The organism is Dermabacter sp. (assembly GCF_032550575.1).
GTDB lineage: Bacteria > Actinomycetota > Actinomycetes > Actinomycetales > Dermabacteraceae > Dermabacter > Dermabacter hominis.
Genome location: NZ_JAWFZC010000005.1, coordinates 68,387 through 94,952, shown reverse-complemented (window position 1 = coordinate 94,952; position 26,566 = coordinate 68,387). Strand labels below are relative to the sequence as shown.

The following is a 26,566-nucleotide window of genomic DNA, read 5'->3' as shown; positions in this document are numbered from 1 at the left end:
GAAAGGGGAAGGGAAGGTGAGAAAGATGGAACGAAGGGAAGGGAAGGAGTAGTGGGGTCCGGGAAAGGACCCCACTACCAGCTCACACCACTGTCTTCACGCCTGACAGACGGCCGGACGGACTACCGACGAGGCTTCCATTCACACGCGACGCCGTCGCCATCCCTATCAAGTTTCGGCGTGTAGCCTGGCTTGCCTCGATGGAGCGGTGCCGCACCCTTCTTCCAAGCCTCCGCGCAGTTGCGGAAGCCACCGCCACCGGAAGATTTCTTCTTCGGAGCAGGCTTCTTAGCGGGCGTCTTAGCAGGCTTCTTAGCGGGCTTCTTAGCAGGCTTCTTAGCAGGCTTCTTAACAGGCTTCTTAGCAGGCTTCTTAGCAGGCTTAGAAGCACTCTTCTTGCTGGACTTAGAGGCACTCTTCTTAGCAGGCTTAGGCGCACTCTTCTGAGCAGGCTTAGGCGCACTCTTCTGAGCAGGCTTAGGGGCGCTCTTCTGAGCGGGCTTAGGGGCACTCTTCTTAGCGGGGGCCGTCTTCGGCGCCTTCGTCTCGACTACCCTGACGAGGGCCGCGGGCTTGCCAGCCTGCCGAGGCTTTTCGGTTGGCACCGGTTTTGCTTCCGTGGTGGAGTCGGTGGCAGGCGGCTCGACGCTTCGGTCAAACGCCTTCATGTTGGGGCACGCAGCCAATACGCTCTCGATGGCCTCGGCCTCAGCCGGTTTCACCCAGAGTCCATACTTCGCTTTCACCGCTACTTGGCGTGCCACATACTCGCAGCGATAGGCTTTGTGCGGCGGTAGCCACGTCGCGGCATCGCCGTCGCCTTTTTGCCGGTTCAGCGTCGACTCGACGGCAAGAAGATTGAGAGGATCATTCGCGAAGGCGATCTTCTTTTGTGCATCCCAACTAGAGGCGCCACTTTGCCACGCATCGGAGAGGGCAACGACGTGGTCGATGTCCGTGTTACTGGGATTGTGCACGAAATCGTAGCGTGAACCGCTATATGGCGAGTCGATGCGGCCCGAGAGCACCACGCAGCCTCGGGTGCCCGCTTTCGTGGTGATGTTTTTCAGGTCGCGTCGAAGAATGTCGTTGCGCGTATCGCAGCCGTTGCGGTCGACGTCGTCGCGCCAACCGAAGGATTCACGGTCGTACCCCGTTTGCGGGGCCCTCCCTTTCACCTCGAGCGTGCGGAGCTGGGCGAGAGCGGTACCGGTGGGGGCCTCCTGCTGGACGGCAGGGGCGACGGTGGCACTGTCCTCACCGGGCACGAAGGCGGCATTGTCCTCACCGGGCACGAAGGCGGCATTGACGTCTGTGTTGAGTGCGGACGATGCATCCGGTGTTACCGGCACCGAATCAGCTTCGTGTGCATCTTCCACCAAAGAAGATACAGGCGCTGCGAAGGAGGCAGCGGAAGAGGAAGCGACCGGAGTCGACGATTGCTCAGTTGGGGCCGCGAGCGACCCTATAAGGCCGAGAATGAGCAGGCCCACAACTCCGAGTCCCGTGCCGCCACAGCACGAGCCTGCGGCAATGCCGCGTTTTTTCATTCCATTGCGATTTTTTCGCGAGTTTTCCCATGGGGCTTCTCTCCGGGTGTGATCAGTGGGGGCTCCGCCAACGGCGTTGGACGCTAGATAATTAATTACCTGCGCACACTCCCCTTGTCACGGGACCTTAGTACACGTGCCGCACACTCCGCGCGGTGATCTCCGACACCCCTACGCCGAGCGCGGGCGCCACCTACTGGTCGTGATGCGGAAATAACGCGAAGGCATTGTCGATGTCGCGCGAGGCCGCAGCGGAGAGTTCACCAAAGGCATCGACCGCGAGCGCCCGACCCCTCTTGCGCTTGACGGTGCGCCACAGGGCAACCATGCGCCCGCCGCGCACGATTCCCCGCCGGAACACCCCGTTGTTTCCGGGCACGAGCAGCGCGTGTTCTTGTTCGGTCATGAGGGCGAGGCGGTCGGGGTATCCGAGCACGAGTTCGTCGAAACCGGGCAGCAGGAAGGTGCCCCGAACGCGTGCGGCGGCAGAGCTGACCTCATCGGCAAGCCCCGCGCGGCAGAATAGCGTCTCGCCTGCGGCGTCACTGCCCCATTCCTCGATTCCGTCGCCGATCTGGAGGGCAGCCGCGCGGATCTGGCGAAGCGGGAGTTTGGTCCACCACGCGAAATCGCGCAGCGTTGCGGGCCCATGACTTGCGAGGTAGCGCTCGAGCAGTGCCGCGGTTGCCGCCACTTTGTCTCCCCCGAAACGCTCCTCGAGTCCAGCCCCCTTGGGGAGCCACGTCGCGGCGTCGGCGATTCGCTGTTCCGCACCGTCGATCGGCCCGTAGATCAGGTGGCCGGATGCCATGAAGTAGGTGATGAGGTGGTAGCCGCGACCGCCGTCCGTCTCGATGCCGCCGCTTTTCCACGCCTCGAGGAGTTCCGCCCGTGTCACACCTCGCACTTTCCCCACGAGGAATTCGAGGGTGAGGTTCAGCGCGTGCTCGACCTGGGCGTCGGAAAGATTGCGCGAGCGGCGGCGCCTCGCCTCCCACTCTCCCTTTTTCGCACACAGCTCGGTCATCCACCGCGCATCGCTCGCGGCCATGGCGAAAACGGTTCCCCGCATCGGGTAGCCGCGCACGATCTCGCCTGCGTCAAACGCGCGCAGTACTTCCCGCATGCGCGCGTCGCTCGGGAAAGCTTCAGAATCCGACGCTTGGGGAGCCACCGTCGGAACCTGATCCTGGCCTGGTGCTTCACCGACCTTTTCCGCATCGAGCCGAAGGGCGATCGAGGAGAGCAGGCCGGGCAGATCCTGCCCCTGCATCGCGCCCATCGCGTGCACGAGATTCCCGGCGTTGCGATGCCTCGGCAGGGCGAGTCCTTGTGCACTCAGGCGCGCATATATGAGGCGGGCGCGCTCGGTGCGAGTACTGGGGGCGAAGGATCGTGGTGGCATGATCTCACCCTATAGAGCGCCACATTCGCCCAAATTCAGGTGTAGGCGACCGCGCTTTTCTCCACCCTGAACGGGAGCGGGGCCTAGTATTAGTGCGGCCCTATTCGTGAGATGAAGGAGATCCATGACCACCGCCTCCGTTGCCGGCACTCGCCCCGTGCTCGCCGATTCGCTCGTTAAACACCGCACGCTGCTCACCGATCTGTCGCTCATCGTCGCGGGCGTGGTGGTCGTTGGCCTGCTCGCGCAGGTCACGATCCCGCTTCCGTATGTGCCGATCACGGGCCAGACTCTCGGCGTGATTCTCGTGGGTGCGGCGCTCGGTTCGAAGCGCGGCGCGGCATCGCTCGCCACCTACCTCGTGGCGGGTCTTGCGGGCGCCCCGATTTTCGCGGACTTTGGCGGCGGCCCGGGCATGGTTCTCGAGCCGAGCTTCGGCTTCATCATCGGCTTTATTCCCTCGGCCTTTGTGGCGGGCTGGATGGCGGAGCGCGCGTGGGATCGCAAGTTTATTCTCGCGCTTCTTGGTTTTATTGCCGCGAGCGCGTTGCCGTTCGTCGTGGGCGTGCCGTACATGGCGTGGGTGCTCAACTCGATCATGGGCCTCGGCCTCGACTTCGCGGGCGTCATGAACGCGGGTCTCATCCCGTTCATTCCGGGTGGAATCGTGAAGGCCGCGATCGCCGCTGGGCTGATTCCTCTTGCCTGGAAGGGAGTGCGGGCACTCGAGAAGTAGTCCCCGCCCCTAGTGCGGGCCGCGCCTGAGTGCGCGGTTCGTTTTCGCGGTCGCTTCGAACGCCATCGGGTCCTCGGGCCAGGGGTGTTTCGGGTAGCGGCCGCGCATTTCTTTGCGGACCTCGGCGTACGGCCCCGCCCAAAATGAGCGCAGGTCCTTGGTGATCGCGAGGGGTTTCCCGCCGGGCGAGAGCAGCTCGATGAGCACGCTCACCCTGCCCTCGACGATGCGCGGTGTCTCTTCGAGCCCGAACATTTCCTGGAGCTTGACCTTGAGTCTCACGGGCGCCTCATCCGCACCGCTCTCATTGGCGTGCACAATCTGGTCGGCGCTCGGGTAGTCAAGGCGAATTTTGGAGTCCGACGGCACCTGGATCCTCTCGGGAACGAGTTCTTCGAGTCGCGCGGCTTCGGGCCACGGTAGGGCGCGCTCGAGGATGGGGCGCATGTCGATTTTTGAGGGGGGAAGCGGGTTTTTTCTGCCGATGCCGGCGAGCGCGTCGATTTCGGGACCCGCGAGTTCTTCGAGGCGTGACAGTAGCGCCGCATCGCTCACGTCCGTCCAGGGCTCGCCGAGCTCGCGGTGAAGAAGCGCGAGGCGGGAGCGCAGGTTTGCGGCGCTCGGGCTCCACGTGAACATGCCGAGTCCGGCGCGTTGAATGCCCGCGAGAACAGCCTCTCGCGCACCTGCCCCCTCGACTTTCGTGGGGGTCAAGGAGAGAACGATGCTGCCGAGCACTTTCACGCGGCGCGCTTTCGTGCCGTTCTCGCCGAAGTCGATCTCGCTTCTCTCGGACACGAGCGGTCCCGCACACGCGAGGGCTTCCTCTTCGGTGAGGGGTGCGGCCGAGCGGATGATCGCGCCCGTGCCGCGGGCGGCCTTCGCGTTCGATCGCTGCATCTCGGCAATCGCGATCCAGTCGCCGAGACTCGTCTCGTCCGTACCGGCGCGGGTCCCGCCGGCGCACTCGTAGATTCCCGGGTCGACGCGCCGCGCGAGGCGCTCCGGGTAGGCGAGGCCCACGACGATTCCGGCGGCGTGCGCAGGATCGTGCGGCGCTTCGAGCGCCTCCAGTCCGCCATTCGTGTCGAGGTGTGCATCGCCTGCATGGCGGCGAGCGATGCGGGCGAAACGCTCGGTTTCTTTCGCGAGACGCTCGCGGCTCGCGCGCGGGCCGTCGATGCTGCGGCCCTCGAGCGGGAGTGGCGCCTCAAGGGACAGGGCTGCGACCGTGCGCGAGGCGGCGTCGGACCCTACGACCGGTGTTGAGGCGAGCAGCGCCCGGGCAAGCCGCGGGTCGGTGGGGATGGAGGCGAGCGTGCGGCCGAGGGGCGTGAGCGCACCATTGGCGTCGAGGGCTCCGAGGGCGTGGAGTGTCTCGTGGGCGTCGCCGAGCGCGTCCGCCGGGGGCGGATCGGGAAGGCGAAGACCCGAACCGCCGGGCGTCCCCCATGCCGCCATGAGCAGTGCCGTATCGGTGAGGTCGGCGCTCGCAATCTCGGGGAGGGTGAAGTCTCGCGCGCCGGCGTAGGCGAGGTCGTCGAAGAGGCGAATCGCAAGGCCGGGGCCGAGTCGGCCCGCGCGACCGGCGCGCTGCGCCATGCTCGCGCGTGAGGCGGTCACGGTCACGAGGCCGCTCATCTTTCGCGCGGCATCGCGGCGCACTTCGCGGCTCAGCCCCGAATCCACGACGATGCGCACGCCCGGAACGGTGAGCGACGACTCGGCGAGGTTCGTGGAGAAGATGATCCTGCGCGGCTCGCCGGCTCCGCGGCCCCGCACGATCCGATCCTGTTCACGCGCATCGATGCGGCCGTGAAGCTCGCAGACGTCGACCCGCGCGCCACGACGCGCGAGCAGATCCCGCGCCGCCGATGCCGCGTTTTCGACCTCCCATGTCCCCGGCAGGAACACGAGAACGTCGCTATCCGCGAGCTCGCCCGGCTCCTCAAGTGCCTCAACCGCCACCCGCGCGGCATGTGCGAGGAACTCCCTTGAGACCCCGCGCTCGTTCATGCGCGAGGCGAAGGGCTCTCGTCGCGTCGCGACGGGAAATAGCGCCGTTGGCGAGTCGATCACCGGCACCGGTCCTGGCACGCCCTCCCCCATGAGGCCCGCGAAGCGCTCGGCATCGAGGGTCGCCGACAGCGCGAGAATCCTCAGATCTCCGCGCAGGTCGCGCACGTCGAGCGCGAAGGCAAGCGCGAGATCTGACTCAAGGGAGCGCTCATGCACCTCGTCGAGCACAATCGCCGACACATCCGCGAGCTCGGGATCGGCGAGAAGACGGCGCACGAGGACACCCGGTGTCACGAACTCCACGAGGGAGTCGCGCGTGAGCGTAGAGTCACCGCGCACCGTATAGGCGACGCGGTCGGCGAGCGCCGGGGTGGTCTGTGAGGCGAGGGCACGAAGCCTGGATGCGCCGGCACGCGCGGCGACGCGCCGCGGCTGCGTGACTATCACGCGACCCGCGCCTTGCTCGCCCACGAGAGCGTTCGCAACGATGGGCGGCACGAGCGTCGTCTTGCCCGATCCCGGAGGCGCCTGGACGACCGCGCTCGCACCGGGCGACGCGATCGCCTCGGCGAGGTCGGCAGCGACACTCGCGAAGGCGAGATTCGCGCCGATTGCCTCGAGATCGAAGGCGGCTGGTGAACCGTCGGACTGTGCTCTGCTCCTCACCCCATCCATTGTGCCAAGCGTGCGACGACCAGCGGAATCACGAATGTGACGAGCCTCTCCGCTCTCAGGTGGCATTTGGTGCACGGGGTGTGTAAAGTAATTCGAGTCGAAGCGAGAGCACGACAAAAAAGGCCCTGTAGCTCAGTTGGTTAGAGTGCCGCCCTGTCACGGCGGAGGTCGCCGGTTCAAGCCCGGTCAGGGTCGCAAAAAGCGACGAACCCCCTCGAAGAATCGAGGGGGTTTTCCCATGCCCCACACCGTTTGCGCCCACACCCGAACGAACGTGTCTTACCTCTCCCCCTCCCCCGTCGATTTCGCACGCGCTCGCGTGCACTGGTAGGCTGTTCGCTGTTCCTTCTGGAACATACGGCTCTGTAGCTCAGTTGGTAGAGCGTTCGACTGAAAATCGAGAGGTCACGGGATCGACGCCCGTCGGAGCCACAGCAATCCCCCGTCGGGTCGTACCGGGCGGGGGATTTTTGTATGCCCCCTCGACCGCACCATATTTCCGGAATTTCGGTCACGGGAGCGCACCGGGATGCCGCGCGAGGCGATTAAACGTTGGCATGCTCAGGGAATTTCCCGTTTGCTAGGTCACAGTGAGGGACGAACGCCCCCGCAGGAACCGAGAAGAATCAAAGGAGATTTGCCCCATGGCAAGCGAAAACCCCGATCTCAAGATCGCCCAGGCACATACCCTCAAGCCGATCACCGAGATCGCCGAGGCCGCCGGTATTCCGAGCGACGCCCTCATCCCCTACGGCTGGACCAAGGCCAAGGTCGACATGAAGAAGATCGACCGCAGCAGCGACAAGCCGAAGGCGAAGCTCGTGCTCGTCTCGGCCCTCTCGCCCACCCCCGCCGGCGAAGGCAAGTCGACAACGACCGTCGGCCTTTCCGACGCCTTCTCCCTCAAGGGCAAGAAGACCGTCGTGGCCCTGCGTGAGCCGTCCCTCGGCCCGGTCATGGGCGTCAAGGGCGGCGCGACCGGTGGCGGCTACGCCCAGGTCGTCCCCATGGAAGACATCAACCTCCACTTCACGGGCGACTTCCACGCGATCCAGATCGCCAACAACACCCTCGCGGCCCTCATCGACAACTCGATTCACCAGGGCAACCCCCTCAACATTGATCCTCGCCGCATCCAGTGGAAGCGCGTCCTCGACGTCAACGACCGCGAACTTCGCTCGATCGTCGTCGGCCTCGGCGGCCCCGCCCAGGGCATGCCCCGCGAAGACGGCTTCGACATCGTCGTTGCCTCGGAGATCATGGCGATCCTCTGCCTCGCGACGGACCTCGCGGACCTCCAGGAGCGCATCTCGCGCATCGTCGTTGGCTACACGTTCGATCGCAAGCCCGTGACCGTCGCCGACCTCAAGGTCGAAGGCGCCATCACGATGCTCCTCAAGGACGCCCTCAACCCGAACCTCGTGCAGACCCTCGGCGGAACGCCCGCCCTCGTGCACGGCGGCCCGTTCGCCAACATCGCGCACGGCTGCAACTCGATCATCGCGACGAACCTCGCCCGCGAGCTCGGTGAAATCGCCGTGACCGAGGCCGGCTTCGGCTCGGACCTCGGCGGCGAGAAGTTCCTCGACATCAAGTCGCGCTTCGGCGGATTCTCGCCCGACGCGGTCGTGCTCGTCGCAACCGTGCGCGCACTCAAGATGCACGGCGGCGTCAAGAAGGACGAGCTCGAAACCGAAAACGTCGACGCGGCCCTCGAGGGCACCTCGAACCTCCGCAAGCACCTCGAGAACATCCGCAAGTTCGGCCTCGAACCCGTGATCGCCCTCAACCGCTTCCCGTCGGACACCGAGACCGAGCTCAACGCCGTTCTCGACTGGGCCAAGGAGAACGGTTACAAGGCAGCCCTCTCCGAGGTGTGGGCCAAGGGCGGCGAAGGCGCTCTCGACCTCGCCGACCAGGTGCTCGCCGCGATCGAAGAGGCCGGCGACTTCCACCACCTCTACGAGACCGAAGACGGCGTCGAAAACGCCATCGAGACCATCGCCAAAGAGGTCTACGGTGCTTCCGAAGTTCAGTACGTCGACGGTGCCCCCGCTGCGCTTCGCCGCCTCAAGAAGAACGGCTGGAACAAGCTTCCCGTCTGCATGGCGAAGACCCAGTACTCGTTCAGCGACGACCCGGCCAAGCTCGGCGCCCCCGAGGGCCACGTGCTCCACGTTCGTGACCTCATCCCCCGCCTCGGCGCTGGGTTCGTCGTTGCCCTCACCGGTTCGGTCATGACCATGCCCGGCCTGCCGAAGGAGCCCGCGGCTCTGCGCATGGGCGTCGATGAGGACGGCAACGCGATCGGTCTCTTCTAAGGGACTATCGACTCCCACGCGTAAGGGAGCGGGGGTGGCCACCGGGCCGCCCCCCGCTCCCTCGTTAACCCGGCAGCCGTCGGAACTTTCACCGCCCTACTGGCGCTACTGTTTTCCGCCGTACTCTCCCGTGCGGGGGTGTGCACCGGCGTCGCCCTCGTCGCCTTCGCTGATCTCTTCCTCGTCGAAGTATTCCTTGAGGCCGGCGAGTTCAAGGCCCATCGTGTGCGTGAGAACGTTCGAGGGAAGGGCGTTCTCGGTCTCGGTATCGGGGTGGGCATCCGCCTCAGGATCGATGAAGCCGTCGTCATCGTCGTCGCCTTCGCCACCGATCGACAGTCGCGGCGTGAGTTCGTCGAAGGCGTAGTCGCTTCCAAGGAGGAAGCCGCGGCGGAATGCGGCTCGACCCAGCATCGCGCTCGAGGCTGTCATGGTCAGGAATTGAGCGGCGAGCACGAGGGCCAGCATGCCCGCAATTGCCAACGACTGCGAGGCAATCGCGGCCCCCGCAAGCACGAGCACAAGGCCGAGGGTTTGCGGTTTGGACGCCGCGTGCATGCGCGAGAGAACGTCGTTGAAGCGAATGAGACCAACCATCGCGATCGCGGCGACGAGCACGCCGATCACGATGAGAATCGAGCCGACAATCTCCGGGATGCTCACTGCTCGGCGTCCTTTCGCTCCGGGGCGTCAGCGCGGGCCACGAAGCGGGCGAGCGCGAGCGTGCCAATGAAGGCCGTCGCAGAGAGGGCGAGGGCGGGGATAATCGCGAAGGTCGTTGCGGTCCATGCCGAGTAGAGCGCGAGCCCCATGATGACTTGCACAACGAGCATGTCGAGCGCGACGGCGCGGTCGAGAACGGTGGGGCCCACGATCATCCGGTAGACGATCGGGATCGAGATCAGGCCGAGCGCGATCGCGGCGCTCAGGAGAATCGTCTCGAACATCAGCCGTGCCTCCTTCTCGTCCCGTAGCCGGCGCTTTCGAGGATGTCGCGCGCGGCGAAGGCCCGCAGCAGGCGTTCCTCTTGGCAAAGAATGCTCTCGTGCTGCGCCTTGATCTGCTCTTTCGTGGTCACGCCGATCGCATGGAAGAACAGGGTTCCCGTGGCGCGCTGCGCCTCGACGACAACCGAGCCGGGAATGAGGGTTGCGAGAATACCCGTGAACGACAGGAACAGGTCGCTTCGTGACCGTAGCTGCACGGCGATCACGCTCGAGCCCGGGCTACCGGAGGGGCGCAGCGCGAAGCGCGCCACCTGGATGCTGCCCGCGACGAGGTCTTTCGCGAAAACGGCGAGAAACACGAGCGCGCTTACGGGGTGTAGGGTGACTTCGCGGCTCAGCGGTGGCGCGGGGAAAATAACGTAGATGAGGGCGCCGAGGAGGAGTCCGCCGAGGACGCTCAGGACACTGAATTCTCCCCACAGGAGGCACCACGTGAGGGCACCTCCGAGGATGCCGAGCGTGTGCGAAGGAAGGTCACGGATTCGATCGGTGAAGCGGGTCATTCGGGCGCCACCTGCCCTCCACCGGCGTCGTCGATGTTGTACACGAGGCGATCGGCAGCGTCGTCACCGAGCACTGCACTCACGTAGGGGGCTCGCTCAAGCAGCGAGGACGCGGCCGTTTCGCTGTACGCAATGAGGGGCCCGGCGAACACGGTGAGGGCGAGTGAGAACGCGACGAGCGCCGCGGTCGAACCGCTCATGAGCAGCGGTGTGACGGGCTTCTCCACCACGATCTGCTCGGGAGTTTCCTGCCAGAACGCGCGGTTCCACACCTTCGCGATCGCGTACATGGTCAGAAGCGAGGTGATCACACTCAGCGCAACGAGTATCCACGCGAGTGCGCTCCCGCGGTGAATACCGCCAATAATGAGACCAACTTTCCCGATGAACCCGCTGAGCGGCGGCACACCCGCGAGGTTCATGGCCGGCACGAAGAAGAGGATCGCGAGCCACGGCGCGGCCTTCGCGAGCCCACCGAGCTTCGCGAGATTCGTTGTTCCTCCCACGTGCTCGATGAGTCCAGCCGCGAGGAACAGCGTGGACTGCACGGTGATGTGGTGGGCAACGTAGAACACGGTTGCCGTCATGGAGATTTGCGAAGAAATCCCGATGCCGAACATCATGTAGCCCATGTGACTGACGAGCGTGAACGACAGCACACGCTTGAGGTCAGTTTGGGCGATAGCCCCGAGGATGCCGATCACGAGGCTCAAACCGGCCGCGACCAGGAGGACGGTCGAGATCTCCGACTCGGGGAACATGAGGGTTTCGAGACGGATGATCGCGTAGATCCCCACCTTGGTCAGCAGTCCCGCGAACACGGCCGTCACGGGGGCGGGCGCCGTCGGGTAGGAGTCGGGCAGCCAGGCTGACAGCGGGAAGATCGCTGCTTTGAGCCCAAAGGCGATCAGCAGCACGAACTCGATGAGCAGGCGCACGTGGTGGTCCACGTGGTCCATGCGCGCGGCAATCTCCGCGAGGTTCACGGTTCCGACGGCCGCATAGCAACTGGCGATCCCCACGAGAAACAGCATGGAGCTCACCATCGACACGATCACGTATGTCGTCGCGGCTCGAACCCTGCTTGCGGATCCCCCGAGCGTCAGCAGCACGAATGACGCGGCGAGCAGGATCTCGAAGCCCACGTACATGTTGAAGAGGTCGCCCGCGAGGAACGCGTTTGAGACGCCCGCGACGAGCAGGAGGTAGGAGGGGTGGAAGATCGCAATGGGGGTGGATTCGATGTGCTCGGAGATCGTTTGGGCGCTCGCGTAGATGAGCACGGCGAGGGTCACGAAGGACGAGACTAAAAGCATGAGGCCCGTGAGTCTGTCGGCAACGAGCACGATGCCGAGCGTGGGCGTCCATTTGCCAATCTGGAGCACGAGGATGCTGTTCTCGTTGATCCAGTACATGAGGAGCGCCGCGATCACGAGGTTGACGCTGAGGGTGCCGATCGTGACGATGAGTTGGAGTCCAGCGCGGTGACGCGTGAGCAGGGCGACGGCGGCGCCGAGGAGCGGAAGCATCACGGGCGCGGCGAGGAGAATCTCGGGGCTCATGGCGTCTCCTCCTCGTCGCTGTCGCTTTCTGTCGGGCTCTGTTCGACTTCTTCGTCGGACGTAAAGTCGTCGGAAATATCGTCGTCCGCATCCTCGCGCGCGTTCGCGCGTGCCTTTTCGGCCTCTTCCTCCAAGCGCGCGTGTTCGCGTTCCTTGCGTCGCTCGTCGGCTTCGAATCCGACCTTCTCGATGACTTCGTGGCGGTGACGTTCGACGAGCCTGCGCGAGCGGTCGGCGACGCGGAGGTCCTCGACGTCGTCGGGAACCTCGTCGTGGCCGAATAGTTGCCACGAGCGGTAGGAGAGCGCCATGCCGAAGCCCGTGAGGGCGAGAGAGATGACGATCGCGGTGAGCACCATCGCCATGGGCAGCGGGTCGCTCATGGCCTCAAGCGCGCCCGAGCCTTCAAATGGCGGCGTTCCGGGGGTCCCGATCGCGAGGAGAAACAGCAGGTTGATGCCGTTGCCCGCGAGGACCGCGCCCATGATGATGCGCGAGAGGGTGCGTTCGAGCAGCATGTAGATTCCGCTCGCGATCAAGACTGCCGCGAGAAGGAGAATGAGGAGGCTAACGTGCATCGAGTTCCGCCTCCTGATGCCGGTCGATCTGCTCGCCGAGAGTGCGCAAGACGTCGAGGGCGAGGCCCACGACGATCAGGTACACGCCGATATCGAAGATGAGTGCGCTCGCGAGTTCGATCTCGCCGAGAACGGGGAGGTGCCCGATCCACACGTAGCTTTGGAACACCGTGCCGCCGAAGAGGAGCGGTGAGATGCCCGTGAAAAGGGCGAGCACCATGCCAATGCCAAGAAGCGCCCCGGCCTGCACGGGCGCGGCCTCGTTAAGTTCGTAGCGGCCGCCGGCGAGATAGCGAAGCGTGATCGCGAGACCCGCAACCAGGCCACCGGCGAATCCGCCACCGGGGAAATTATGGCCTGCACACAGCAGGTAGACGCTCAGCACCATGAGCATCGGGAACGTGAGGCGCGTGATGACTTCGAGGACGACCATTCGGCGTTCGGGCGCGAGGGTGCGGCTCGCGAGGAGCCACGTGGAGCCGCGATTGCCCTCGAGGTCCCCGCTCTCGTCGTGGAACCGGAGCGTATTTTCGGGGATGGAGGCGTCGGACGTTCGTCGCCAGATCGAGAGCTCTCCCTCGAGGTCCCCTACGCGCACGATCTGCTGCTCACGCTTTTGCACGAAGATGAGGGAGGCGATTCCCGAGGCAACGACGAGGACTACGGCGATCTCCCCCATCGTGTCCCACACACGCGCGTCGACGAGGGTGACGTTGACCGCGTTGTGCCCCTTGCCGATCTCGTAACCGGCCTCGATGAGCTCGGGGCCGACCGGGGCGGTGAGGCGCGCTCCCGCCGCATACGCGAAGACGGTGACGATCACGATGGCCGTGCAGATGGCGATTGACCAGCGCGCGACTTGGTCGAAGCGGCGCGGGCGAATCGAGAAGTGCGCGGGCAGGCGTCGCAGCACGAGGATTAGCACGACGGTCATCATCGTCTCGACGAAAAGCTGGGTCGCGGCGACATCGGGGGCGCCGTACATCATGAACAGGAGCGCAGCGCCGAAGCCCGTGCCGGAAATCAGAAGCGCGGCCCTCAGCCGGCGACGGGCGCGCGCCGCGCCGAGCGCTGCGAGCGCCGTGAAGCCGACCACGGCAAACTCTGCGGGATGTGCGAACAGGACGACCGTGTCCGGGAGCTTACCGGTGAAGCCGAGTGCGCCACCGAGCATCACGACGAACACGAGGAAGATCGCGCCGAGGTGCACCGGGAGCGAGCCGCGCTGGAAGAAGGCGGTTGTGCGCACGGCGAGCGAGTCCACCTGGCGCATGGAAGCGCGGAACAGGCGCTCCGCATCGCACCATCGCCCAAGCGCCGTGCGCTGGGGGCTCACGGCCTTCTGGAAGCGCTCAAACGGGGCGTGCCACACCGCGAGGGCAGCACCGAGGGTAAGTGCGAGGAGCGAACAGATGAGCGGAAGCGACACGTGATCGGGAACGACGGCGAGGTGACCGACCTCCCCCACGGCGGCGCCGGGGCCGCCCGCGATGAGCGTCGCGAGTACCTCAAGCTGGGGAGTGAGCGCGAGAGCGAAAAGGCTCGCGGTCGCGACGATCGCTGGGATGAGCTGGAATCGCAGCGTGGGTTGCTTGTGCGGAGCCCCGCCTTCGCCGGGAAACACGTGGAAGAAGAATCGGCACGAGTAGGCGACTGTCAGCACGGATCCAGCGACGGTCGCCGCGAGGATCGCACGAGCCCAGGGCTCACCCTCGGCGAGGGTGTAGAACACCGCTTCCTTTGCGACGAATCCAAATAGCGGCGGCATCGCCGCCATCGAAGCCGCGCTCACGAAGGCGACGATCCCGATAATCGGCAGGTCTTTGAACACCCCGCTGAGTTCGCGCAGGTCGCGAGTGCCGTAGCACTTGTCTACGACGCCGACGCTCATGAACAGCGGCGCCTTGAAAAGCGCGTGTGCGAGGGTGAGCATGGCTGTGGCAAACACCGCTTCGCGCGTGGCGACGGCCGCGATCGACGCCATGAATCCGAGCTGGGACACGGTGCCGTACGCGAGCAGCAGCTTGATATCGGTTTGCCTGAGGGCGCGCCACCCACCGAGCAGCATGGTCGCGGCACCGAGAGCGGAAACTGTAATCGTGAGGGGTCCGACGGTTGCCAGGAGCGGGGCGAACCTCAAGAGAACATAGATTCCCCCCTTCACCATCGCCGCCGCGTGGAGATACGCCGACACAGGCGTGGGGGCGGCCATTGCACCGGGGAGCCAGAAGTGGCCGGGGGCAAGTGCCGATTTCGTTGCCGCACCGATGAGCACGAGCACGAGGGCCACAACGAGGTAAGGCGACACCGCAGCAAAGGCGGGCGACGTGAGGATCTCGGAGATTCGCATGCTGCCGGCTTCGACACCGAGCATGAGGAGTCCCACCATGAGGGCGAGGCCGCCCGCAGTCGTCGAAATCAGCGCGTTGATCGCCGCGCGACGCGAGGCCTGCTTCGTGACGTAGTGGCCGATGAGCAGGTAGGAGAACACGGTCGTGAGCTCCCAGAACACGAACAGCACCATCGCGTCGTCGGCGAGCACGAGCCCGAGCATCGCCCCGGAGAACGCCGTGAACACACCCGCGAAACGCGCGAGCGACGGCTCCGTTTCCTTGAAGTACCGCGAGCAGTACAGCATGATGACCGTTCCGATACCCGAAACGATGAGGACGAACAGCCACGCGAGCGGGTCGAGTGCAAAGCTCAGAGTGATGCCGAACTGGGGAATCCACGGGTGGGACTCGACGAGGGGCGCCTCGGCGAGGACGGCGGGTGAGTGCGCGAGCAGGTACGCGGCGGTTCCCGCGGGAACGAGAGCGATCGGTAGGAACGCTTTTTGTTTCCACCACTTCACGAAAAAGGGCGCCGCAAGTGCCATCGCGAAATGCGCGGCGATGGCGATAATCATGCAGGTAGTTCCGTCCTCGTGACTACGGTGCGGGGACGCTTAATTCTATCAACCGAGCAGGGCTCGCCATACGTTCATCCCACGTCACGGGATGCACGCCTCCAGCGTCAACCAGACCCTCGCTCGCGTGAAGTGCTTGGCGAAGGCTGTTAGAAGAGCTCGTTCGGGTTCACGAGGAAATTCTCGTAGTCGAGCACGAACCCGCCGGTCTCGTCCCAAATTGCGCGCGCCACGGCGCTGCACCCGAGGTAAGCCTCACGCCATTCACGAATTTGCGGCTTCTCCGGGTTTTCGGCAACGAGGCTCGAGGGATCGTCGGGGCGATAGGCCACCGTGTACAGCGCCGCGCCTTCCTTGACCCATTCGACGTGCTCAATCGCGGGGATATCTTCCTCGAGCGTCGTCGCTTCGACCACGAGGTCGGCGTGCGCGAAAATCGGGGCCGAGATCATGTACGGGAAGCCCTCGGTCTCTCCCACAAGCTCCGACTCCTTCACGATTTTCTGCACGATCTCGAGCAGGTCCTTCGGCGCGAGCTCATACGCGGCAATCACGTGGAGGCTCGGCTGCATGAACTGATGCGGGGCGAGCTCGTGGCCAGTGTCGGTCACGACTTTCCCGCCGAGGCGACGCACCGCGTTGAGCGCGAACTCGAGAATCTCGCGCTCCTCACCGGCGGGAACGCCGTTCGGGAAGGCCGTATCGAAGCCGAATCCATCGGGAATCTCCGAAGGTCCGCCATCGCGATGCATGGGAACCTCGATCGTTGCTTCGTTCGCCGAAGGGTTCCACACAAGCGAAGTCGTGTCACTGACCCGGATCGTTTTCTTCTTCTTCCGCGCGAGCGGGTAACGGTTGAGCGTGAGCGCGAAGAGATCATCGAGCCCGTAGCTCCGGTCGAGAACAAGGGTGTGCGTCACGGGGTCTCCTCCAAGGGGGTTGCGGGGATCTGCGTGCGGTGAAAGTTCATGTAGGAGCGGGAAGCCGTCGGACCCCTTTGACCCCTGTACCTGTTGAGGTTCCCCTCCGAGCCGTACGGGCTCTCTGCCTCGCTACTAAGCCGGAAGAAACACAGCTGGCCGATCTTCATGCCCGGCCACAGCGCAACCGGGAGGGTTGCCATATTCGACAGTTCGAGGGTGATGTGCCCCTCGAACCCCGGATCGATAAAGCCCGCCGTGGAGTGCGTGAGCAGCCCGAGGCGGCCGAGGCTCGACTTCCCCTCGAGGCGCGCCGCAATATCGTTTGGAAGGCTCACCGTCTCGTACGTCGAGGCGAGAACGAATTCGCCCGGATGCAGCATGTAGGGCTGGTCGGGATCAACTTCCACGAGCCGCGTGAGCTCTGCCTGCTCCTTCGCAGGGTCGATCATCGCGTACTTGTGGTTGTCGAAGAGTCGAAAGAATCGATCGATCCGCACGTCCACTGACGCGGGCTGAATAAACTCGTCACCAAAGGGGGCGATGCCGATGCGGCCCGCCTCGATTTCCGCGCGAATATCACGATCACTGAGAAGCACGCCTCTATCTTAACGCGTGGTCGCTTCCCTCACGCCGGTTTGGAGGTGCGCCGCGCGGCGGCTACACTGGGGAGGCACATTCGCGGGTGTAGTTCAATGGTAGAACTTCAGCTTCCCAAGCTGACAGCGCGGGTTCGATTCCCGTCACCCGCTCCACTTTCACCGAATTGCATAGACGTTGCGGGGGTTATCTCAGCCTTCACGACCGGAATAACCCCCACAAACCCTCGGGAATTCAGGTTCGCTCGCGCGAAAGAACGCCGTCCACCATGCGATAAACGGAGTCGAACTCTTCGAGCTGCTCTTGCGCGTGGGTCACGACGACCGTCGCGAGCTCGCGCTTGCGGGTGGTCTCCGCGAGCAGTTCGATGATCGCTTTGGAGCGCTCCTGGTCAAGGGCACTCGTCGGCTCATCCACGAGCAGAACCTCGGGCTGGTGGATGATCGCGCGGGCAATGTTGACCCTCTGGCGCTGACCACCGGAGAGGGCGCCCGGGCGGTGATGCGCGCGGTCGAGCATGCCCACGGCATCGAGCGCCGCCTCGATGCGCTCTTGGCGTTCCTTCTTCGAGACGCGCTTCAAGGTACCCGCACCGAGACGTGCGACGATTTCGAGCTGCTCGGCAACGGTGAGCGACGGGATGAGGTTCGGCGACTGAAACACGATGCCGATGTGGTCGCGGCGCACCTCGCTTTTGTGCTTTTGGTTAAGCGTTGTTGTTTCGATACCGGCGATTGCCACGCTTCCCGAATCGGGGCTCGTGAGGGTCGCGGCGACCGACAGCAGGCTCGACTTGCCCGAACCGGAGGGGCCGGTCACGGCGGCGAACTCACCGGGGTTCACGGTGAGGTTCGCGTGGTTGATTGCGGTGACGTTCGAGCCGCCATCGGGGTAGGTGAGGGTGATGTCGTTGAGGTTCAGCATGGCTGTGTCCTTTTCATCAAAGTGTGAGGGGCGCGGAGTCTTCCGGAGTGGCTAGGCCGCCGACGCTTGCAGGGCCTTCGTCGGATCCACCTTCGTGATCGTGCGGACCGACACGAGCGAGCCCACGAGACCCGCGAGAAGCATGAGGATGGGGACGCCCACGAGCGTCGCAACGTTCATGACAAACGGCATCGCGTTGGCGACGAGAACGCCCAGACCAGCGGTGAGACCAACGCCGATGAGCGAACCGATGCCGAGCACGATGAGCGCCTGCCACAGCGAGTCGCTCGCGAGCCAGCTCGTGCGCGCGCCGATCGCCTTGAGCACGGCGATATCGCGCTGACGCTGCATCGACCACACGAGGAAGAACACGCCGATCACGAGCGTCGAGATCACGACGAGGAGAGCGATCATCATCGCGAGCGAGCCGATTTCTGAGCGGAACGAGCCAATCGCGAGAAGCGACGGGAGAAGCGACTTCGTGGTCGTGGACTGATCGCTATCGAGGGTCTTGACCTCGGAATCAGTGAGAGCCGAGGAAGCGTCGGACCCTCCCTCCCCCACGAGAAGTGCGGTCGCGTAATCCTGCGGCTGATGGGTGCGCTCGAGGTAGTCGTGCCACGTGGTCAGGTCAGCGAAGGCGACCGGGCGGTGTGAATGGAACTCATCCTTGAGCACGCGTGAGACGGTGAGGGTCTCACCCGAAACGTCGAGGGTGTCGCCGGCTTTCACTCCGAGGGATTCGGCAGTGGTCTCGCTAAGCACGAGCTTGCCGGCCTCGGGGACGCGGGAGTCCTTGCCGAACGGCTCGGCCATGAGGACGACCGACTCGGTCTTCTCGCCTGTATCGAGCAGTGCGCTCGAGATGCCGAGCGGGGTGACGGCGTCCTTTCCGGCCTTGTCAGCCCAGGCCGTGTACTGCTCCTCGGTGATGGTCGAGTTCGCGAACTCTTCCTTCTCACCCTCGTCGACCGACAGGACGACCTTGTCGGGATTCAACGAGAGAATCGCCGAGATGTTCTGCATCGCGAGGCCGCCGGTGAGGCCGGCCAGGAATGTCACGAGGAACGTCATGAGGGACACGACGGCGACGATGAGGGAGAAACGGCCCTTCGCGAAGCGTAGGTCGCGGATGGCAAGAAACATGAGGCGAACTCCTTATGCACGATTGATGATGTCTCCACTGTGCCGATCCGGGCCTCTCCCCCGGTACCTCCCGGCGGTACCTTCTTCGTTCATCCTTTTGGAGGAACAGCTCTTCGGGTGCGGGAATTAGGATCGAAGACATGCCCACTTCAGCCCGCACCTCACACGTCGTGGGGGCAGCCGCACTCGCATGTGTTCTCCTTGCGATCCCCGTCTTCGAAAGCACTCTCACTGCGGCGCCACACACCACGAGCGTCGTGATCTTCAGCCTCGTGACGCTCTTTGTGATGCTCGGAGGCGGCGCGTGGCTCGTGCGCGTTGGCGACATTAGTGCGGAGCCATCATCAGTTTTTTCGTGGCGTCCCCTCGTGTACGTGGCAGTGCTCGCCTCGGCATGGGCGATGGTCATTGCAGAAACACCCCACGCGACCTACTTCCTCTTTGCACTTATCGGCATCGCCCAGTGGCTTCTGCCTGAGCACATCGGAGCTTTCGTAACGCTCGGCCTTACTGCTTTTACGATCGCGGGACAGGTTTTCCACCATGGCGCCTCGACGGGCACTGTCGTGGGGCCGCTCCTCATCGCCGTGCTTATGCTCGCGTTCATGCACATGTACCGCGCGATGCGCTTCGAGGCACTTCAGAAAAATACCGTCATCGCACAACTCCGAAGCGCCCAAGACCAGCTCGTCGAGTCCGAACGCGCAAAAGCACGTATAACCGAGCGCGAGCGGCTTGGTCGCGACCTCCACGACACCACGGCCCAGTCACTCTCGAGCGTCATCTTGCGACTCGGGCTCGCGGACGAGGCACTCGGTTCGGGTGAGGCGTCGCTTGCGCTCGATCACGTACGTTCCGCTTCCGACGCCACCTCGGAAGCCCTGAGCGAGCTTCGCAGCGCGATCTCCCACCTCACGCCACACGAATCGGGACCCGCGCGCCTCGAGACGGCTCTCACCCGTGTTGTTGACACCGCTCGGTCCAGAGTGGTCGCCGTTCCCGGTGAAGCAGTCCCGGTCATCGAATGCCATGTCTCTCAGGACTTGCCGGAGCTCGACATGACGACAGCGACGAGTCTTGTGCGTATTGTCCAATCGTCGCTCGCCAACGCCCTCGACCACGCGCGCGCCTCACGCATCGAGGTTCGCGCCTACGCTGACGGTGGCGAGCTGCATGTCGATATCGAAGACGACGGCCGCGGCTTCGACGTGGACGAGGCGCTGCTCGGCCGGAGTGGCGATAGTGGCGGCTACGGGCTGGGTTTCGTTGTGCAACGCTCGCGTGAACTCGGCGGGAATGCCGCGATCATCGCCTCGCCCGGGGAGGGCACGCTCATAAGCGTGACGATCCCCGTGTCCCAGGCACCGTCGGCCCTGACCGAGTCCGCTCCAGCCTCGTGACACCCGCCCCCGAGTTCCAGAACGCTACACACTCCACCTCTCCAACCCTTCAAGGAGCGCACGCATGATTTCCATCCTCATCGCCGACGACCACCCCGTGGTGCGTGCGGGGCTGCGCGCCGTGTTTGAAAGCCACGAGGACTTCACCGTCGTCGCCGAAGCCCCCAGCGCTGAAGAGGCAGTCAAAAGAGCCAGCGAGGGCGACGTGGACCTCGTGACCATGGATCTTCGATTCGCCGACGGCGGTATGAGCGGCGTGGAGGCGATTCGCGCTATTCGCGCCCGGGGGGATCACCCGCGGATTCTCGTTCTCACCAATTACGACGACGATTCCGAGATTCTCGCCGCCGTCGAGGCCGGCGCCCAGGGGTACCTCTTGAAAGACTCCGCGCCAGCCGACCTCACGAGCGCCGTTCAGCGTGCCGCAAGCGGCGAGGTGGTGCTCGCACCCGTCGTTGCGGGCAAGCTCCTGCGCGAGATGCGCAAGGACCGCATCACGCTCACGGGCCGGGAAAGGGACGTGCTCAATGCGCTCGATCGCGGTTTGAGCAATCGCGAGATTAGCGAGGAACTGTTCCTCTCCCCCACCACCATCAAGACTCACCTCGCGCGGCTTTACGGAAAGCTCGGGGTGTCGAGCAGAACGGCGGCGCTCGCGCGGGCACGCGAAGAGGGACTGCTCGACTAGCCTCGCCCTCCGCCACTCCCCCGTGACCGTGCGATCGGACCGGCACTGCCTCGAGTCAAACAACGCTGTCGGTCTCGCACACGGCTGACGCCACCCACGTCCACCCAGTTCACGAAGTCTTCGCGAAATCGACTTGACCCTGACGTGGCGTGAGGCACCAGCATCGGTAGCGTGAACGACATGGCCAACGCTTTCGACCCAAACCCACGCTCGCATCGAGACCTCACTGTCGGCGAAACCGCCGCACTCATTGGGGTGAGTGTGCGAACTCTTCACTACTGGGACGAAATCGCTGTGGTGACCCCAAGCGGACGGTCCCGGGCGGGGTATCGCCTCTACAGCGAGCGAGATCTCGAACGACTCCACGAAGTACTCATCTACCGGGAAACCGGGATGTCACTCGCGGAGGTTCGCGAACTTCTCGTCTCGCACGATTCAAGGCGGGCAGCGACTCATGCAGATGCTGCAACGGCTTGTGAGGTTCCCTCGGAGCGGGAACGGCTAGTACAGCAGCGCGAGGTACTGCTGGGCAAAGTCGATCACCTGCACCGCATGCTGCGGGCAGTGGATTCACTGATCGAAAGGATTGACATGGGAGAGAAACTTACCCCCGAGCAACGCGCAGAAATTCTGGGGAAGGATTGGAATCCCGAGTGGGACAACGAGGCTAGGAACAAGTGGGGGCACACCGACGATTGGGCAGCTTCTCGGCAATACCAAGAATCCCAAACCGCTGAAGACCTCGAGAGTGACAAGGCTCGAATCGATGCTGTTGAAGAGAAAATCGTCTCAGCTATTCAGCGCGATGTGGATCCGCGAAGCGCCGAAGCCATTGCCCTCGCCGATGAGTACCGCAGGGCACTGACCTGGTACGACGTCACACCCGCCAAACATGTTCTGATCGCGAGAGGGTATGTGGAGGACTCACGCTTTCGCGACCGGTTCGAGTCGCGTCAAGCGGGTATGGCGGAATGGCTCAAGGACGCGATCGACGCGAACGCTCGAGAACACGGAGTCGATCCCGATACGGCCGAATGGCAGTAGACCCGTGCCCCATCACTGAGCTCACCGAGGGGAGCACAACCGGTGCTGTGCGTTTGAGACGAAAGGTATGAGAACGTCCAGCACCGGTCTTTTCTCGACGCGGGAAGCTCGCACCTGCGCAACTCGGCTCTACTTCCGTTGACGCCCGCGTTTCTTCTTCGGGGCCTCGGGCGCATCAAAAATGGTATCGCCAAGGTCGTCGACTTCCGTCGCAGTCGAAGCCTTCTCGCGCGCCGTGTTCGAGGCGCGGGACTCTCGATCAGCGCTATCGTTCGCTTCTCTCAGATTGTCGGCGAGATCAACCTGCTCGAGGCCCCGCGACAGCACGATCGGGACGACGAGCACCATGAGGGCCGCGACCACGATGATGACCCGCACGAGAGGATGCGTCCCCTCATCTCCCGTGAGGGACACGACTGCGGGCGCGGCAGCGAGTGTCATGAGCACCGCGATGGCACCGAAGCCAGACGCGCCGGCAAGTGAAGACGTGAGCGCCACCCGAGCCCGGGCCTCCGATACTTCGGTGAGCACAGACGAGTAGGCAAGCGACGCGGTGCCGCCGGCCACCCCTGACTCAACCCGCGCGAGGGCCGCCTCGCTCGAGGCGACGCGCGCGTGCGCGACAGATGCTACGCAGCCCGACGCGACGAGAACCCCGACGGCAAAGGCGGGCAGCGATGCCGCTCCGATCCCGAAGCCACATACGGCCGGAGCGAGCAGCGCACACATCACCACGATCGCTGACGTGCGCCGAAGCGCGCTCTCGAGCCCCTCAAAGAGCACCTCGTCGCCACAATCATCGGAGCCGTCGGATGAACCTCGAGCGCTCGATTGTTCGGCAAGCGCAATGCGCGCCTCAGTCACGGCATTGGCAAGAACGGCGCGCGTCGGCGTCGCGATGAACGCCACCACGGCCAGAACGGCCACAACACCGAACGCGAAACCAAGAACGACCGTTGGCGAATCAATGCTCAATGCGCGCAGCTGCCTGTCGGCCCACAGCGCACCCTGCTGCGGCGCCGCGCGCATCGCTCCCGCAATCGGTGCCACGAGCGGGAGGGCAGCAACACTCGAGAGCAGCGCGAGAACAGCGCCCGCGAGCGCCTCGTGAGAGGACTGCTCCGCAGCGTCACCGTCGCGCACCTCAACGGCGGCGTCGCGAGAATACCCAGCGCCCGCGATCGCCGAGAAGCCGCCCCACACGGCCGCGGCTCCCGCCGCAGCGAGCGCGAGAAGGTAGTAGCCGAGGTAGGCGATGCCGGCGGCGGCAGTCGCAAGACCCCACGCCGCTGCGATACCGAGCAGAGCGGCGATGGCGAGCAGCGCGAGTGCGCGACTGGAGCCGAGACCCACCGACGACGGACTGATACGCCCGAAGCGAGCGGCGACCATCCCGCGGGAGGGGCCTGCTGCCATGGCGGTCTCGGTTCGCACGTGCGGCCACACGATCGCAAGGCCCGCAAGGAGGGCGAGTGCGCCTCCAATGACGAGCGCGAGGCCCGTCACGAACGAGGGATTGATCGCGTGCAGCATGATCGTGTCGGCAACGCTTTGCGCTTCGGGGGCGTCGCCCACGTTCGCGTAGAAGCCGGAGAACTGCGCAGCGATTTTCTCAAGCAGCGGTTCGACCTCGTCGCGCGCGACAGACGCGGGTGCCTGCTGGGTATCCGAGTTAACGAAAAGCGACACAAGCAACGGGTCGTTAAAGTTTCCGAGCCCCACTTCGGCCATGCGCAGATTCGCGTAGCGAGTGGGCAGCCACAGGGAGAGAACAGAGCCGACGAGAGCGAGCGGAATGACCCCCGTGAGCCCGGCGCTCACGAAGCGCGAGGAGCGCGTCGATCCAGCGGGCACAAAAGCAGAGCCAATCAGGGCGACGAGCGCACCGCACGCGAGCACAATGGCGGAAACGAGACCGGCGAGCCCCACGATGGGCGCACCGAGCGTCATGATGGCGCCCGCGAGGAGAGCCGCGAGCGCAGCCGAATCGACCGCGCGCAGCGGACCTCGCGCGAGCGGCGGTGACAGGCGCTCGAGCGAGAGATCGTCCCGGTCTCGAGACTGCTCAAGCGTGCCAACGTCAATCCGTGCACCGGTCTCCCCCAGTGAGGAGAGTGCCACGCCCGAGCGCAGCGACGCCCCACCGATCGCGAGGCCGAGCGCGACGAGGAGAAGGAGCGGCCCCGCATCGGCATGCTTCACCACGATGAGGGCAATGAGCATGAGCGTTGCGGCGCCCACGCCGATTCCTCGCACGCTCCCGGGCAGGGCTCTCGCCGCAGAAAGACGTGGCTTTCGCGGTTCATCAGTGGCGTCCGGATCGAGGCCATCGACATTCGCACGCGCGACGAGCAGCGCACCGAGGGCCGCCACGGCGACCGCGAGGATGCTGCCAAAGAAAACGGAACCGCCGCGCAACACCCGATCACCGGCATCGCCGGGGGCAAGGGCCACGAGGATTCCCGCGCCGATCCCGCCCCACAGAGCCGAATGCGAGGCTGCCGTCACGAGCGTGCCGATCCGCGGCGCGCGATCATCGACGCCGGCTCTACCGCGCGCGATCCAGAACCACGGGTGGGCGAGGGCTACGAGCGAGAGGACCCCGGCCGCAACAAGCATCCAGGCGGTGTCGGCCCCCAAGGCGAAGGCGCTCATGCGAGAAGCGAGAGGACGAGCGCGCGCGTGCCCTCCTCGGTCAGCGTGATCGGCACGCCCCAGTCTTGCTGGTGCATGTGGCACGCGGGGAACTCTACGCTCGGGTCGGCGTCGCACGAGGCAGCGCGCGCACTGACGTGAATGACGCCTTCGCTGTAGTTCGGGTCGAGCTCAATCTCGCGCTCGAGTTCGCTCGAGGTCCCTCCTCCGCTCACGAGCATCGCCGGCGGTGTCGTCGAGACGCTCACCTGGACTGCCGGGCCGAAGGAGTCGTCGAGCTTGTGGCCCTCGGGCGGCGTAAACGCGACGGTGACCGTGAGTGGGCCGGCGTTCGAGACCGCTGTCGCGGGGCGTTCGGTCTGCTGCGGGCCCTCGTCGATTATCTGCTCGGCAGCGGGCGAAATGGACACCCACGTGAGCTTGTGCGCGCCGGATTCAACGACGATGAGCTGCGCGAGCCCATCGATTGGGTCGACAACGATGAGGTCGCTCGGCTCCGAAAGTCCGGTCGCAACGGTGACGACCGAGTCGTGAATCGGGTCGATGATCCGCACCGCGCCGTTATAGGTGTCGGCGACCGCGAGGCGGCCATCGGCGAGGACCGTAATGCCGAGGGGGTGCTGCAGGCGGGCCTTGTCGAGAGGACCGTCGACGTGACCAAAATCGAAGAGGCCCTCTCCCACGAGAGTCGTGACCTCGCTGCGATCCGCGGCAATCACGCGCACCGCACTCGTTTCGGCGTCGGCAACGAACACGGTCCCGTTGGCGTCGACCGTGACGCCCGAGGGCTGTGCCCACCACGAGCGCACGAGAGCGCCGTCTACGAGGCCCTCCTGGGTCGTTCCCGCGAGAACCGCGAGCGCGCCTTCGTCAACGAACTCGCCGTCGTCGTTGAGCGCCGCCGGCCGGTAGGTCCACATCTGGTGGATTCCCGCCATCGCGATGATGATCTGCCCGGATACGTCGTCCCATTCGACATCCCACGGTGTCGAGAGGGCGAACTGGATCGGAGTGCCCACCCCCGTGGGAAGGCTCTGCCCCTGCATCCACTGCTCGCCGTTCCCGGCGAGGGTGAACACGTGGCTTTCGATCCGGGAGCGCAGGAGCCGACGCCTGCCGAGCTGCACACCGCGCAGGCGGTGATTGCCGGTATCCGCAATCACGAGGTCGTAGCCCACTTGGTCGGCAACTTCGGGTGGAAGGACGGCGATGCCGTTCGGCTGCGAGAACTGCGCCTCGCCTGCATCACCGTCGGCCCAGCCGCGCACGCCCGTGCCGATTGCCTCGTCGACGCTCACGCCGTCGGCTTCGAACACGACGATACGGTTTTGCCCCGCGTCGCTCACAACGATGCGACCGTCGGGCAAAAGCCCGCCTTTCGAGGGGAAACGCAGTGTGTGGAGTTCGGATTGCTCGAGAACAGTAGGGGCATCACCGCGCACGAGGGTGCCGTCGGACTCCCCCTCGCTCACGAGCCTCGCGATGGTCGAGTCGAGATTCGCCGCGTGGCCCTCGCCGGACATCGACGCGGCGATGCGCCCGTGCGTGTCGAGGACCATGAGGGTCGGCCAGGCCTTCGCGCCGTACTCGCTCCACGTGCGTAGGTCGGGGTCGTCGAGAACGGGATGTTCGACGCCGTAGCGTTCGATGTTGGCGACGAGTGCGTCGTGGTCGCGCTCGAACGAGAATTTCGGCGAGTGCACACCGATCACGACAACCTCTTGCGACCACTTCTGCTCAAGCGGTCGCAGCTCGTCGAGCACGTGCAGGCAGTTCACGCAACAGAACGTCCAAAAATCGAGGACCACGATCTTGCCGTGAAGATCCTCGAGGCTCAGGTCGACCCCGCCGGTGTTGAGCCACCCGCGGCCGAGCAACTCGGACGCGTGGGGGCGTGCATTTTCGCGAAAGTTCTCGCTCGTCAT

20 protein-coding genes and 3 tRNA genes are annotated in these 26,566 nt (G+C 64.8%); 8 read left to right on the top strand and 15 right to left on the bottom strand.

Annotated elements, in window-relative coordinates; translation table 11 throughout:
- Window positions 1–122: 122 nt before the first annotated feature.
- Entirely contained in the window at window positions 123–1,550 is a 1,428-nt protein-coding gene (locus E6X30_RS06760; RefSeq protein ID WP_316335935.1) for a DUF1524 domain-containing protein, read from the bottom strand.
- 193 nt (window positions 1,551–1,743) lie between these two features.
- Window positions 1,744–2,955 (bottom strand): winged helix DNA-binding domain-containing protein, encoded by a 1,212-nt coding sequence (locus tag E6X30_RS06755; protein WP_016663219.1) that lies wholly within the window; start codon window positions 2,953–2,955, stop codon window positions 1,744–1,746.
- 124 nt (window positions 2,956–3,079) lie between these two features.
- On the opposite strand from E6X30_RS06755, the gene E6X30_RS06750 reads away from it, so the two are divergent.
- Window positions 3,080–3,691 (top strand): biotin transporter BioY, encoded by a 612-nt coding sequence (locus E6X30_RS06750; RefSeq protein WP_016663220.1) that lies wholly within the window; start codon window positions 3,080–3,082, stop codon window positions 3,689–3,691.
- Window positions 3,692–3,700: 9 nt separating this feature from the next.
- Here the strand turns inward: E6X30_RS06750 and hrpB are convergent, their stop codons facing one another.
- Window positions 3,701–6,385 carry an ATP-dependent helicase HrpB gene (hrpB, locus tag E6X30_RS06745; protein WP_396334969.1) on the bottom strand — a complete coding sequence of 895 codons (2,685 nt, stop codon included), beginning with the start codon at window positions 6,383–6,385 and terminating at the stop codon, window positions 3,701–3,703.
- 121 nt (window positions 6,386–6,506) lie between these two features.
- On the opposite strand from hrpB, the gene E6X30_RS06740 reads away from it, so the two are divergent.
- The 3 genes from E6X30_RS06740 (at window position 6,507) to E6X30_RS06730 (ending at window position 8,706) form a co-directional block, all read left to right on the top strand.
- A tRNA-Asp gene (locus tag E6X30_RS06740) sits at window positions 6,507–6,580 on the top strand.
- A gap of 164 nt (window positions 6,581–6,744) precedes the next feature.
- Window positions 6,745–6,817 (top strand) — tRNA-Phe (locus tag E6X30_RS06735).
- A 212-nt stretch (window positions 6,818–7,029) separates the two neighbouring features.
- The gene (locus tag E6X30_RS06730; protein WP_316335933.1) at window positions 7,030–8,706 is read left to right on the top strand and encodes a formate--tetrahydrofolate ligase; all 1,677 of its coding nucleotides are present in this window, start codon (window positions 7,030–7,032) and stop codon (window positions 8,704–8,706) included.
- A 105-nt stretch (window positions 8,707–8,811) separates the two neighbouring features.
- On the opposite strand, the gene E6X30_RS06725 is transcribed toward E6X30_RS06730, so the two are convergent.
- The 8 genes from E6X30_RS06725 to dcd form a co-directional block, all read right to left on the bottom strand.
- Complete coding sequence (locus tag E6X30_RS06725; protein ID WP_016663223.1) at window positions 8,812–9,369, bottom strand: monovalent cation/H(+) antiporter subunit G; 558 nt, start codon at window positions 9,367–9,369, stop codon at window positions 8,812–8,814.
- A complete protein-coding gene (locus E6X30_RS06720; protein WP_016663224.1) occupies window positions 9,366–9,653 on the bottom strand; it encodes a monovalent cation/H+ antiporter complex subunit F in 288 nt (95 codons plus the stop codon). The genes E6X30_RS06725 and E6X30_RS06720 overlap by 4 nt, the downstream gene beginning before the upstream one ends.
- Complete coding sequence (locus tag E6X30_RS06715; RefSeq protein ID WP_316335932.1) at window positions 9,653–10,216, bottom strand: Na+/H+ antiporter subunit E; 564 nt, start codon at window positions 10,214–10,216, stop codon at window positions 9,653–9,655. The genes E6X30_RS06720 and E6X30_RS06715 overlap by 1 nt, the downstream gene beginning before the upstream one ends.
- Entirely contained in the window at window positions 10,213–11,778 is a 1,566-nt protein-coding gene (locus E6X30_RS06710; RefSeq protein WP_070435921.1) for a Na+/H+ antiporter subunit D, read from the bottom strand. The genes E6X30_RS06715 and E6X30_RS06710 overlap by 4 nt, the downstream gene beginning before the upstream one ends.
- Window positions 11,775–12,356: a Na(+)/H(+) antiporter subunit C gene (locus E6X30_RS06705; protein ID WP_070435922.1), complete on the bottom strand. Its 582-nt coding sequence runs from the start codon at window positions 12,354–12,356 to the stop codon at window positions 11,775–11,777. The genes E6X30_RS06710 and E6X30_RS06705 overlap by 4 nt, the downstream gene beginning before the upstream one ends.
- Window positions 12,346–15,264: a Na+/H+ antiporter subunit A gene (locus tag E6X30_RS06700; protein WP_316335931.1), complete on the bottom strand. Its 2,919-nt coding sequence runs from the start codon at window positions 15,262–15,264 to the stop codon at window positions 12,346–12,348. Before E6X30_RS06700 ends, E6X30_RS06705 begins: the two co-directional genes overlap by 11 nt.
- A 149-nt stretch (window positions 15,265–15,413) precedes the next feature.
- Window positions 15,414–16,184 (bottom strand): hypothetical protein, encoded by a 771-nt coding sequence (locus E6X30_RS06695; protein ID WP_016663229.1) that lies wholly within the window; start codon window positions 16,182–16,184, stop codon window positions 15,414–15,416.
- Complete coding sequence (dcd, locus tag E6X30_RS06690; RefSeq protein ID WP_016663230.1) at window positions 16,181–16,783, bottom strand: dCTP deaminase; 603 nt, start codon at window positions 16,781–16,783, stop codon at window positions 16,181–16,183. Before dcd ends, E6X30_RS06695 begins: the two co-directional genes overlap by 4 nt.
- Before the next feature lie 82 nt (window positions 16,784–16,865).
- On the opposite strand from dcd, the gene E6X30_RS06685 reads away from it, so the two are divergent.
- Window positions 16,866–16,939 (top strand) — tRNA-Gly (locus E6X30_RS06685).
- Window positions 16,940–17,018: 79 nt separating this feature from the next.
- On the opposite strand, the gene E6X30_RS06680 is transcribed toward E6X30_RS06685, so the two are convergent.
- Both E6X30_RS06680 and E6X30_RS06675 read right to left on the bottom strand, forming a co-directional pair.
- Window positions 17,019–17,708, bottom strand: coding sequence for an ABC transporter ATP-binding protein (locus E6X30_RS06680; protein WP_016663231.1), 690 nt, complete (start codon window positions 17,706–17,708; stop codon window positions 17,019–17,021).
- Between the two features lie 51 nt (window positions 17,709–17,759).
- Window positions 17,760–18,854: an ABC transporter permease gene (locus E6X30_RS06675; RefSeq protein WP_016663232.1), complete on the bottom strand. Its 1,095-nt coding sequence runs from the start codon at window positions 18,852–18,854 to the stop codon at window positions 17,760–17,762.
- A 140-nt stretch (window positions 18,855–18,994) separates the two neighbouring features.
- Here E6X30_RS06675 and E6X30_RS06670 point away from each other — a divergent pair, with 140 nt between their 5' ends.
- The 3 genes from E6X30_RS06670 (at window position 18,995) to E6X30_RS06660 (ending at window position 21,986) form a co-directional block, all read left to right on the top strand.
- Window positions 18,995–20,254, top strand: a complete 1,260-nt coding sequence (locus tag E6X30_RS06670; RefSeq protein ID WP_016663233.1) for a sensor histidine kinase — start codon at window positions 18,995–18,997, stop codon at window positions 20,252–20,254.
- Between the two features lie 64 nt (window positions 20,255–20,318).
- Window positions 20,319–20,942, top strand: a complete 624-nt coding sequence (locus tag E6X30_RS06665; RefSeq protein WP_016663234.1) for a response regulator transcription factor — start codon at window positions 20,319–20,321, stop codon at window positions 20,940–20,942.
- Window positions 20,943–21,122: 180 nt separating this feature from the next.
- Complete coding sequence (locus E6X30_RS06660; protein WP_016663235.1) at window positions 21,123–21,986, top strand: MerR family transcriptional regulator; 864 nt, start codon at window positions 21,123–21,125, stop codon at window positions 21,984–21,986.
- Window positions 21,987–22,115: 129 nt separating this feature from the next.
- Here E6X30_RS06660 and E6X30_RS06655 read toward each other — a convergent pair whose 3' ends face one another.
- The gene (locus E6X30_RS06655; RefSeq protein ID WP_016663236.1) at window positions 22,116–24,641 is read right to left on the bottom strand and encodes a hypothetical protein; all 2,526 of its coding nucleotides are present in this window, start codon (window positions 24,639–24,641) and stop codon (window positions 22,116–22,118) included.
- Window positions 24,638–26,566 (bottom strand): thioredoxin-like domain-containing protein, encoded by a 1,929-nt coding sequence (locus E6X30_RS06650; protein WP_016663237.1) that lies wholly within the window; start codon window positions 26,564–26,566, stop codon window positions 24,638–24,640. Before E6X30_RS06650 ends, E6X30_RS06655 begins: the two co-directional genes overlap by 4 nt.